At 40.4% G+C, this 12,506-nt stretch carries 8 protein-coding genes; all 8 read right to left on the bottom strand.

What is annotated here, in order from left to right; translation table 11 throughout:
• Positions 1–3 precede the first annotated feature (3 nt).
• Genes ACE3MQ_RS13180 through ACE3MQ_RS13145 form a run of 8 tightly spaced genes read right to left on the bottom strand, consistent with a single transcriptional unit; the run spans position 4 to position 12,340 of the window.
• On the bottom strand, positions 4–1,023 hold the full coding sequence (locus ACE3MQ_RS13180) for an efflux RND transporter periplasmic adaptor subunit (RefSeq protein WP_379393281.1): 1,020 nt from the start codon (positions 1,021–1,023) through the stop codon (positions 4–6).
• A gap of 52 nt (positions 1,024–1,075) precedes the next feature.
• Positions 1,076–1,654, bottom strand: coding sequence for a CDP-archaeol synthase (locus ACE3MQ_RS13175; protein ID WP_379393279.1), 579 nt, complete (start codon positions 1,652–1,654; stop codon positions 1,076–1,078).
• Between the two features lie 5 nt (positions 1,655–1,659).
• Complete coding sequence (locus ACE3MQ_RS13170) at positions 1,660–2,661, bottom strand: NAD-dependent epimerase/dehydratase family protein (RefSeq protein WP_379393277.1); 1,002 nt, start codon at positions 2,659–2,661, stop codon at positions 1,660–1,662.
• 4 nt (positions 2,662–2,665) lie between these two features.
• On the bottom strand, positions 2,666–3,313 hold the full coding sequence (locus ACE3MQ_RS13165; protein WP_379393275.1) for a methyltransferase family protein: 648 nt from the start codon (positions 3,311–3,313) through the stop codon (positions 2,666–2,668).
• 30 nt (positions 3,314–3,343) lie between these two features.
• On the bottom strand, positions 3,344–4,840 hold the full coding sequence (locus ACE3MQ_RS13160) for a class I adenylate-forming enzyme family protein (RefSeq protein ID WP_379393273.1): 1,497 nt from the start codon (positions 4,838–4,840) through the stop codon (positions 3,344–3,346).
• A 26-nt stretch (positions 4,841–4,866) separates the two neighbouring features.
• Positions 4,867–8,406 (bottom strand): beta-ketoacyl synthase N-terminal-like domain-containing protein, encoded by a 3,540-nt coding sequence (locus tag ACE3MQ_RS13155; protein ID WP_379393271.1) that lies wholly within the window; start codon positions 8,404–8,406, stop codon positions 4,867–4,869.
• Positions 8,407–8,435: 29 nt separating this feature from the next.
• A complete protein-coding gene (locus ACE3MQ_RS13150; protein ID WP_379393268.1) occupies positions 8,436–10,940 on the bottom strand; it encodes an SDR family NAD(P)-dependent oxidoreductase in 2,505 nt (834 codons plus the stop codon).
• A gap of 26 nt (positions 10,941–10,966) precedes the next feature.
• Complete coding sequence (locus tag ACE3MQ_RS13145) at positions 10,967–12,340, bottom strand: acyl carrier protein (protein ID WP_379393266.1); 1,374 nt, start codon at positions 12,338–12,340, stop codon at positions 10,967–10,969.
• Positions 12,341–12,506: the final 166 nt, after the last annotated feature.

Here is a 12,506-nt window from a genome sequence, read left to right as displayed (position 1 = left end):
CCATTATTGATCACCAATCGACTTGTCCATGAAATCTACTCTCATCTGATCCTTCATATTTGAGGCATCATTAATGATTTTCATGCCTGCCGACAATTGATCACTGATCACCTCGACCCTAAAATCGGTTTCCAGCCCTGTTGTCACCTTTATTTCCTTCGCCACATATTTGTTTTGCGAATTTTGTTCTAGGGCATAAACGACTTTATCCCCCTGTTCATTCCTCCCAACAGCATCATAGGGCAGACTGAGAACATTTTCTTTTTTATCGATGATGATTAGAAGTCTTGCATTCATTCCTATTCTTAATTCCGTATTTTGCTGAATTTCAATTTCGGATATAAATTCAATGTAAGGTACGGTCATCGTCTCCGCCTGCTCATTTTTTACTGCAGCGGGGTGCACTTTGACAACCTTCCCGTTATATTCGGTACCATCCAAGGAGTCAGACTTAATTATGACCGTCATTCCTTCTTTTATCCGCGTCACATCATATTCTTTAATTTTAGCCATGATTTTTAAACGCTGCGTATCTTCAACTACAAATTGCAGGCCTGGACGATTCTCGCCCTCTTTGGCATATACAGCCGTAACCGTTCCGTTAATAGGCGACTTTATGGCTGATTTTGAAAGCTGGAGCTCTAGCCTTTGAATGGCAATCTCTTTCGCATCGGTATTTAATTTGTTCTTTTCCATTTCGTCCAATTCTGCTTTAAGCTGAGCGATATTCAATTGCAAATCCGCTGTATCTAATTCACTTAGGACTTGTCCCTTGGTCACGATATCGCCTGTGTTTACATTGATTTTATGGACGGGATACGAAAGAGTTGAAAATAGATTAACTTTGTTATCACTTTCCACTAAACCTTCCGTGCTAATGCTTTTAAGCAATTCCGATTTTTCGAGGACGGTATACTTCACTACGGGTGTTAAAGAGCCGAATATCGATTTTCCGAATAAAACAAAACCACCTGCCAACAATAGGACTAGGACAGAAAATAGTATAAGTCTGTTTTTTTTCATATTTCATCCTCTTGGTTTATGGAGTTTGTATCATAAAGACAATCGCTTTATATTAAAAGTTTTTACGCAATTTCATGAAATAGAACAAAGAACTTAATGAAATATGTACAATCCCCCCTAAAATAACGTAGGCCATATAATAAATGAATGACATAGGATATACGAGGCTAAGGACTAGAATACATCCGATTAACGAATCGATCTGATCGACGATTATAAATAAAATACCTACCGCATTATATTTACTCTTCCCGGGCTGAATCCCTATTCTTCTCTTGAGATAGCTATTCGGCAATTCGAAAACGCCATAGGCTATTCCCAGCAAACCGCCAATAATGATGTTATATACCACGTTATTCGAATAATGAGCATAGAGTAGATTATAGCTTTCAATAGCTGGACTTAATTGGCCTATGAATCCCCATAACACACAGCACAGGGCACTAAAAAAGACCATCCCCCAGAAGCCTCGCCATGTTTTGTTATTTCCAAAAAGCCGTTTACCGTCCTGCAGAGTCTTGTAATTATCCATGGGCTTATTTAAGGCTTGAAACCAGGGTGTTTTTAGAAAAAACATATTGCATATAGTGGCTGATATAATAGGTACAGCTGTGACCAGCATGCTTAACATGAAATTCACTCCATCCTGCTTGATTTGACCTCTTGAACAAACTCCTGCAGCAAATTAGAAACCACATGTCTAGGGTCTTGGCCAATAATATCCGACCCAATCATATCCCTTAGAAGGGTTACATCCGCAGAGTGGGAAAAAGCGCCAAGCTCCAAAGTCGTCGCAAGCTTTTTAAAAGCCCGGATCGGAGAAGCATGTAATAATTTCGTAAATGATTCCGAAATCGGAATATAAAATTGCCGCTTATACCCCAAAGCTTCGCTAAATATCTCGTGCAATTCAGCTAATGCCATTGGTCTTTGGTAGCCCACGTTGAGCGCTGTGTTGAAATATTGATTATTTTCAGCACCCCGTAAAATGTAAAGAACGAGCTCCGTTATGATCCTGGCATAGTCCTCCACATCAATGTAAGTGGAAGCTTGTTTTCCTGTACCTATGTTGAAGTGATGCTGATACGCTTTAATAAGCAGGGGGATCGTGTGCTGATCATCCTTCCCAATGATAAATCTCGGCCGTAAAGCTAACCCGCTTCTCCCGCGGTTTTTCATTTCCTCGAGAATGATATTTTCAGCCTTTGCACGAGAAATGGCGAGAGGAGTTTCAGGATGAATTTCTTGCTTTTCGTTGACATCATTTAAGCTTCCTTGGCCATACACGGAAAACGAGCTTCCATAGATGACGCCTAATGTCGATTCGGGCAAATTGGCCATTATATTTCTTGTTCCCACCACATTAACTTCTTCAAAACCTTTTCCATCCTGATCCTTGTTCTTGGTTCCAAAATGAATCACGACATGAGGCTTGGACGAAAAAAGCTCTGACGGCACATCCGGCAGCGAGCCCACAATTTTAACCAGATTCGGCATGTCTTTTATTTTTCTTGTATCCCTTACAAGAGCACGAATCTCCAGCCTGCCTTCACTAAATCTATTCAGTTGTTCTATCATTTTTTGGCCTACAAATCCTGTTCCGCCTATTACAACTACGCAGAAATCTTCATATTTCATAGGATCACCACAAAAACGGAATTAATCTATTTTTGGTTTCTTGTGCATATTTTAAGTAATATTGATTTTTAATTAATTGCCCTTCTTCGACTAAAATTCGGTAAATGGCATTGGCATACCATAGAATTAAACCTGCTAAAGAAAAAGGGTTAAATAGAATGACCACTAATCCTGTGTGAATCAAGAGTGTTCCCATGTAGGATGGATGCCTAATGATTTTATATGGACCCGTTGTTACCGGTTTATCTACTAACTCCCTGATTCTATGCGAGTAAGCTGGGCCGATGGCTTTAATCGCCATCACTCTGAATAATAGCCCCAGGCCGATAATGCAGATTCCTGCTGCCCAGGCTGTAACCAGGATCTTGCTTGTACCGGCAAGCGCTCCAACCAGCATAAAGTTTTTTATGAGACCGGCCAGCTCTAGTGTTTTTTTATCGTTTTCGGCGCTTTCCAAATGTAATTCCGTTAAAGTAATTTTCACTTCCCAAATGGACCACATCACATAGGCAAAAACTAAAATAAACAATAAGATCTTTTCCAAGTAGCTCTCGAGCATGATAAATCTATAGATGGCAAAGGAGCCGCCTAACAAGTATCCAATGATCGTAAAGATCAGCGGAACTGCAGAGGAAATATTTTTTCTTTTCATCCATTTCTTCTCCATATGTAATTTTTATATTTAGTAACAAATAGTTACTTTGCTCGGTATTTTATGCTTCGATAAGTATTTCTTACATAAGTTTCTGAGTTCTATTTCTGTTAATTGCTGATGTTCCTCCAGCTTAACCGTGGCATACACCAGCTCTCCAAATTTTTTGTTTTCCCTAACTACCGCTCTAGCCTCCATGACCTGGGGATGACTTTTAAGCACATTCTCTACTTCGGATAAATCGACCATTCTGGAGGTCACTTTTGTAAAAGGTTGTTTTCTGCCCACAAAATACAAGAAATTCTCATGATCTACAAAGCCTAAATCGCCCGTAAGATGGTAACCGTCCTTGAATAATCTCAAAGTTTCTTCTTCCCTGCCAAAGTAGCCCTCTGTAAGCGTCCTGCCTTTAATGGCGATTTCCCCAACCGTACCCGTTGGTAAGGGCTGACCATCATGATCCACAATCATCAGGCTTGTAAATTCTTCGAATGCGGCCCCGATCGTCCCAAACTTCACCTTATCCTTGTAACTAAACGTGATCGGGAAGGACTCTGTAAGTCCGTATCCCTGATAAACTTTTATACCTAAAAGTCTATAAATATCCTCCTGAATATTTTTGTCTAAATAGCTCCCCCCAGAGATAATTTCCAAGGATGGATTTAGTCGATCCCTAATGTCTGCGCCTGCTGACTTTGCCTCCTTCACAAGCATTTTCAGGAGAAGGGGGACAAGGCACACGAGGCTTACCTGATAGGATTCCAAAATGTTCAGAATGCTGTTTTTATTCAAATCGATGTACAACAGCAGCTTCGCTCCACTGCTTAAGGGAAATAGAACCGAGGATGAAATGCCGTATATCGGATAAAATGGCAAACAGGTCAAATTGGCCGCTCCCGGCTTCTGTGGATATATATTCATGGACTGCTCCAAAAATAAAGAGTAATCATGATATTTATGGCGTACCTGAAGTGGATAGCCTAGTCCTTTATACGTAAAATGGCAGCTCACTATAGTATCGCTATCAGGAGCTACTAATTTCTGTGGTTCATGAGGCAATGAAGCAGCCGTTACTGTTTTGGAAGATGCAAAATAATTGCTCTCCCCATCGATCGACTCATTAACCAGGACAAACTGTAAGCTTTTGTTTTCTATTAAATTTTCTCTTGTAGTTAGAAACTTGCTGGAAGCAACGATACCGACAGGGTCAAATTCAGTTATTACTTGATTCAACTCATAATCGGTCGCTTTAATATCGTAAAATGCCGAGATGGCCCCTATGGAAGCTAGGGCATAAAAGCTAAAAATAAACTCTATTCCTTCAGGAAGCAAAATGAATACCCGATCACCTTGTCGAATGTTTAACGTTTGGAAATAGCCCTTCCACATTTCTATTCCTGTGTAACATTCGCGATAAGTATACTTAACATCCGTCCCCCCGATTTCGAAAGCGATATGATCGGGGTATAATTCGGCTGCGGTTATAAATTTATCGATGAAGTTATATTCGCTTTGTATACTTGGCATATCTCATATCACACACCTTCTGTCTTTTATTTCTTCCAACGCAGCTCATGATAAATATCCTTACTTACAGCCTGAGCTTTATACAAAGTTTCAGCTATCACTAGACCATTGCATTTGATCGTTGTCTTTAAGTTCGATAGGTAGCTGTCATTGAGCTTGATCGTTTTTTGCTTTTCACATTCAATGTATACCGTGGTATCTTTGTCGAGTGGTTTTTCGACACGGATATCCATAGACAATAAAATTTGCGGCATATCAAACGGAACCCCAAAGGTATGGGACATCTGGGCCAGAAATTGTCTTGTAACTTCTAACAAATACAGTACGGATGCGGCTTGGCCATTTCCGTCGTAAAGAATATGACTCGTTGGCGGAGTAATAGATTTACATATCGCTTTTTCTGTTTTCGCATCTATGTATATATCCTCGACGACAATATTCTTCATATCCTGCTTGTGCACATATCGTTGATCAGCTAAAGAAGTATCCTTATGATGAGATCGTGCACTTACGATCCTCGAGTTATGATGCTTGATTCCCACCTTCGCCACGCATATGACGCTTTGACCTTGTATAACCTCTGCTTCATAGACAAATTCTTGATTCGAGTTATTCTTTAGCTCCTTTACTTTGAGCTTTATTGAAGCATCCTTCTCACAAAATTTACTGAAATTAATGGTTAGCGAATTAAAATAAAAATCATCCAAGTTCTGCAGCTTTAAATGATGCATGACATTGATTTTGACTAATTGCAAAATACCTTCCACGATAAGAAACCCAGGAACATGGTCTAGCTCATGGTCAAAAAAGTAGTAATGCCCTTCGTCTACAATAAGCATACTTTCACATGAATTTTGAGTAGGGTGGAAATATACATCCGATATCACGATGTTTTCTTTCCTATATAATTCTCTAAAATAATTATTGATCGGGTCTTCGATCAGGACAGCCGTAGGTTCCTTGGGGTCAACAGCTTTGAAGCTAGGAAAAGATTGCAATATTTTCTTTTGCTGCTCCAAATATTTGACTACCAAAGACGACATGCTTTCATATACAAACGAAACGTCTTCTCTCACTGGCCTGATGCTCATGATGCTGGATGGATTGGATTGTTGAGTTGGGTTGGATTGGATATTCGTGTTAGGTGCAGTAAAGTTAATCTCGGTAGGAAGGTCTATTGTATGCTCTGTTTTCTCTAGGGCAGCTTTCTCCTTTACGAAAAAAACAGCAGCCACGAATTCATCCTTATTCATAAATTGAAGACAGGATATTTTACTCTTGGATTGAAGCATCCTTATCAGCTCAACCGTCCCGGAGGCTTCAGCCATGTACCCGGAAAACAGTTCTTCTCCAGGTTTCTTACTATTTGTCGATAAGGAAGATACGTTTAATTGGCATGTTTCAATGGTTTCAACGAGCAGCGGATCAATATCTGCCGCCTTGCACGCCTCTTCAAAAGTATTAACGTGCGAGCCCGTAATAATAGCTGGGATATATCCGAGGATCTCTTCTTTACCTTTCTCAATGTCCGAAAGTTTTTTTAGTACAAAGGTTAAAAAACCTTCACGAAGAGGCGGTAATTCATCTATACCTCTTTGATAGGACACAAGATCGGCCGGACTCTTTATAATATGACCAGCGCCAATAATGAGATTTTTGCAATGCGTATTCAGCCAATATGGGGATAGTAAAAGCATCTGCAAAAATGTGGTCTCACCGCCAGACATCGTCTGATGAAATCCCTTAATGTTAAAATGTCTAGCTGGAAAGCCAGATAGCATGGCGGGGATCGTCGAGGTGATCTCTTCAAAACTCGCCTCACCATCCACCAAACCGCTCATTTCCCCATGTTCTAAAGAGGTGATTTTATCCTGATTAAACATGAAATAAAACTTGCGAAATTGCCGAAGCGACATCAGGCCGCTCATGTTGCTACACAAAACGACACCGGTGTCTTGCGTGTTTTTCAATTCTTCATTTCTACGCAACATAACATGGATGGTATGACTTACTAAGGCTTGAAAGGGATCGATTTTTTTCAAAGCATTGGGCCCCATCTTTAATCCAGAAGCATCAATGATCATAGAGTCAGCCAGGAAATCCCCGATGATCCTGTCTTTCTCCAAGCCGTTTAATCCATTCATGAATTGAAACCGATGAAACGGAAAAGACGTGAATTTCCCTAAGTCCGTATGTAATGCTGCTTCTATGTCGCCGTTTCTATCATTGGCATAATCTAAAATCGCAAGCGGCTCTTTAAGAACATTTGCGCCGCCATCCTGTTTACTTGGCTTGGATGCTAGAACTTCATTTTTGTCGAATGAACTTAAGACCACATGGGAGTTTGCTCCTCCGAAGCCAAAAGAGCTTACGCCAATGTTAATTCCCGAGCCATGATCGGTAATTTTCTCTGCTTTAATCGGTAAATATAACTTTGATTTATCTAATAAAGCATGAGGCTGAACTGAAATATGAGGCGGAATCATCCCTTTATTAATAATTAAAACGGCCTTAATTATAGAGGCAATGCCCGCAGCAGCAAGTCCGTGACCGATTAAGGATTTTACAGAGCCGAGGGGAATTACTCCTTCATGTTCAGTGCTGTCTACAAAATCGATCAGTGCCTTAAGCTCCGTCTCATCTCCGATTTTTGTAGCGGTGCCGTGGGCTTCAATATAATTAATTTTGATATCTTGTAAATTACGGTACGCATTTGCCAGCGCCAGCCTTTGTCCGTTGTATCCTGGAGCAAATGGCGATCTTTCCTCGCCGTCAGATGACAGGCCTATCGATTTAATTACAGCTAGTATGTTGCGTCCAGATTTCAGTGCTCTGTCCATGGGTTCAACTAATATCGCTCCTGCACCTTCGCCTACAAGAATACCAGATGCATCCTTAGAAAATGGAAGTATTTGATGGCTTGGAGATAACGCATTAAGCCTGGAGAAACCAATATAAAGAAAATGCGGGATAGAAACATTCAGTCCCATAATAATTGCAGAATCTGCCAGCCCATTCTCAATTAATCCAATACCACTATCCAGTGCATAAAGAGATGAAGCGCATGCCGTATCCACAGCACAGCAGGGCCCTCCGATCCCTAGGGCTTCCGCAATTGCACGGATTTGATTATCTGCCGTATAAATCTCTCCCTTGATTTCCGAGGAGGGCTTCCCGAGCAGTAAATCAATGTCTTTATTATAATAATCAACATCGCTCCATGAGGTACCCAGGATCAAGCCTGTGCTGCTGAAATCATAATCATGGGATTGATCCTGAAATTGTTTAGAGATTTCTTTAAGCAGCTCTTTAGCAACGATGACTTGACGTCCTGAATCCATGAAGCCAATGGAACAAGCCTCCTCCGGGAGACAAAAGCCATGATCGTTGTAGATTAAGCTTTTTTTAGTATCCTGGGGATCCATATATTGTTCCCGGGGAATTCCCCATCTTTTTTCCAATGAAGTCACAGAAGCTGCTTCAGCATTTAAGATGTTTTCCCAATATTCGTCAATGTTCCGCGCACCAGGAAAAACACCTGCCATACTTGTAATTGCGTATTCCAAAGCTGATCCCTCCATCATTGAATTTCAGATTAAGGCATGGAAAATTCCAACATCGAATTATGTGTTAGTAGTACACTATCCGGCGATTGATCCAAATGCTCCAACTCCCGGAAGAATAGATGAATTCCTTGTTGATTGGAGATGCCTTGCAGGTTTAGCCTTTCTACATTGCGCATTGTATTTTTCCCCATGCCTGTCTGCGTCCATAAAGACCACATCATTGAAAGAACCGGATATTGAGCTTGCCTCCTCCAATTTGCCGCAAATGCATTTACGAACTCATTGCTTGCGGAGTAATCAGAAATTCTAGGGATTCCCGCATATGCCGAGATAGAGCTGAATAATATAGAAAACTTAAGCGGATAATTTTTAAAGAAATGATACAGGGCATACATCGAATTCGTTTTAATATAAAGGTTATTCCTAAACGAATCGATAGACTTATTTTTCTGACCGTTAACTACCCCAGCCCCATGGATAATGCCGGAAATTTCCCCATGCTGTTCATGGATAATCTCCAGCAAGTCCTTTAATTCACTGTATTTCGAAATATCGCAGGAATAGTAGTGAAATTCACTCCCTGCCTGTTCAATGCGATTCTTCGTGTGCAGGAGTGCTCGCTGCCTGTATATTCTTTTGGTTTCGCTCTCTAGAAGATCTTTAGTAACGTGTTCAGCCCCGTTCAATTGATTAGATAGCTCGGCAAATATCTTTTGTTTTAGCATCGTCTCATCTTGTAGATCTTCATAGACATGCTCTGTTGGAAAGCTTGTTCTGCCCACTACTATAATCCTGCATCCGTACTTCGCTGCCATCGCACAAGCGATTTCTGCCGATATGCCATCTCCGCCACCAAACACGACAATTGTCGAGGAATTACTGATGTCCAGTGAGCTTTTAGAAGTCTCTTCTACAGCCTGAACTTTTAAAGCTCTTATGGTAATGTCGTTTGAATCAATAAATATGTCATGATCGCTAGGACCCCGAAATAAAGCACGATATATATGTACAATTGGAATTAAGTTATAGGCCTCTTCCAGCCATATAGAGCGTATATGATACTTATTCTTCAAATCATGAGCCATCGTTCTAGCAATTCCTCGCGCTGTGGAGCTAATGGGACAAGAGCTGCTTTCCCCAATGATCGATACAAAGTTTTTTGGGCTTTTAATTTCTTTGGCTTGGCTGTATAAATCTGAAATAATAAATAACGCTACGGCTGTTTGTTCAATTTTTACATTCCACGTTTGATGCTCCGCCTCATTTAAGACCTCATTAGAGTCCGTCACTAAAAATGTCATTGAAGGTAAATTTCCAGCAGAATCAACGTACGATGCTAAATAATTTTGAAATCCGACCTTATCATTAAAATCAATGAAATCAGAGCCCATATTCGGCGCCTTCCATCCACTTTCAGTGATATAAACTTCATGGAGCTTGATTCCATTCTGTTTAAATTGAGCGGCATAATGATCAAACATCTGATTTTTAATACCTATAAGCAGCATGCTCTCTGGCAATTCGTAATCAACACCAGCATCCCATTTTACATAATCGAAAGTATATCTCTGAATTTCAGACAAGCCCTCTTCCTCTACATCAACTTCATTCTCACGATGATATTGATCGCTCTGTTCGGGGCTCAGCAAAATGCAATGATCTAGCAGCCTGGCAACTTGTTCGAGATTAACCGCGTATAATAATTCCTGCTTAAACAGGTGGTATCTGCCGTTTCTCGACAATAAGCCGTCATAAATCGTTTCCAGTGAAAATACATCTACATTCATACTGTCAAAAGTGGTCTCTGACGCTATTTTTTCTATAGGAATATTAGCTTTCATGGATACTTTTTTTTTAATTTCCTGCATCAGTCCATTTACTTCATCAATTTCGGGATCTAATAAGGCGCTTGTGTCAACGACCTCGGCATCACTTTTTTTTTTAATCTCGTCCTGCAGCATAACATCCAGAAACTCATCAATGCTGGCGGCACCTATGACATCGGCCAAATCTCTATTCAGGTGCGGGAACTCCTCAACAAGGCCAGAGAACAATTCAACCATGTCGATGGATACGAGTCCCAAGTCCTCTTCAAATTTCATCGAGCCTGTAATTCTGTCGATTGGCAAGCCCGTAATCCTCGACAGCTCCCGCTGTATCCATTGTTCCAATGTAGCTCGCATGGAAGGCGTACTCGGCAGTTCTGGCTTCTCAACGGGCTCCATAACTTCAGGGCGGCTGTTCATAGAGGTTGCGGCTGCCTCGTTCAAAGGCAATAATTCAATCGAATGGGTATTTTGAGGGTCTTTGATTAAAAAGGAAGCGCCATATTTCTGTGCATCCAATGCACTTAGAATGATATTTTTATTCAGCTCCATTAAATCCATAAATAACTTGGTACGATCGGTCTCCACAAGACTCCCCTGCTGCAATTCGAACATTTTAAATTGTTCGTCAAAAAATTTATCAACGATAAACTGATTTGATTTGAAATACTCTTCAAAAACTAAATAATTCGCATTATTTCTTTCCATACAAAATCCATCCTTTCATTTATTCTTTAGTTCCATTCCATGCTCTTATTTGGCTTGTCCAAAGCATTGGCATGGTACACCCTAAAGTGGTAGGGGACATCGATACCTAAGGCATACATTTTTGTGTTAATAATGCTGTCATATACCTGCTTTGCCGTTTTTCCAGTTATTGTTGCCGAACAAATACTATTCCACATCGCTGTAGCAAATAATGCGCAATTTTTACTATACGACCAACCGTCATAGAATTCTGGAAGCAAGCTGTTCATCATGTCGAGGTTTGAGCTTGTAATATCGCACCGAATCGATACTCGGGGCCCGTAAATGTCTTCTACAACTATATTTCTGGCTTCTAGCCCAAACCACAAGCCATTATGCTCTTTGGTTTTACCCAAAGAGAATGTCCCTAATGAAAAGGTCTTTCCAGGAGCTAAGAAGAGTTGTCCTACAGTTATAGTACTGTTAGAGATATTCTCGATCGTAATGAAGGAATGCCGTCCTTTATCAAAAGGAACACCTAAAATTCGTATATCATCCTCATTCGTTGGATCTGAAAATAATCTGACAATGGCTACTTCCGTCGCATCCTTTTCATCCATAGGAACAATTCTCTTGCAAATTTGCTCAGTCACTGGATTTTGGATAGGCTTCTCGATATAATCAGGGTTGGCCTCAGGCCAAATGATTTCAGCAGGTTTACCTTCATTCCTGCTAACGCTGCCAACATGCTCTGCTAGTGTTACGCTTTCTATTGCTTGATCATTAGCCACCGCTGCTTCTTGTTGAAACTCAAATCCAAACATGCTATTGCTGCTTTTCAAAAAATCACCAATGCTTACACCTTGAGCTTTATCTTCTTTATGACTATGATCTTGCAGCATCATCCCTAAAAATTCTTGAACACTAACAGCGCCAGCAACATCTGTCAGGTCTTTATTTAAATCCGGAAATTCTTCGATCAGATGATAAAACAATTCAACCACATCTGAAGAAACCAGCCCTAAATCCTTTTCAAATTTCATTTCGCCTGTGATTTTCTCGGCAGGATAACCTGTAATCTTGGATAGCTTTCGCTTCAACCATTGTTCCAGTACTAACTTTGAAGGAATGCCTATAATTTCTGTCTGGGGATCACTTATTTCACTGGAAGAAGTATTTGGTTGATCGCTCCAAAAATTAAGAGCTCCATGCTTCTGAGCATCTAATGTATTTAAGACAATGGTCTTGTTAAGCTCCATTAAATATAAAAAAAGCCCAGGACTATTGCTCTCTATAAAATGAGCCTGCTGCAGCTCATACATTTTTCGCTGTTTTTCGAAGAATTGATTTACTATGATTTGATTGGATTGAAAATACTTCTCGCCAATGAAGTGTTTACTTGTCATTAAATTGCTTTCCATACTAAGAACTCACCTGCCAAATTATTGTTAAGCCAATAAAATCCTTGTATCTCAAAATTCCTTCCCGCTGTATGTATGACGACTTCCTCCAGATTCTTCAGTTACACTCCCCTTCTCAAAGGTTCTTATCTCGCGTTATTTTTTCACAAATACAAGATTTGCATGA

The organism is Paenibacillus lentus (assembly GCF_042714055.1).
Lineage (GTDB): Bacteria > Bacillota > Bacilli > Paenibacillales > Paenibacillaceae > Fontibacillus > Fontibacillus lentus_A.
Note: the sequence above shows the minus strand (reverse complement) of the source record. Positions and strands in the feature narration are given on the sequence as shown.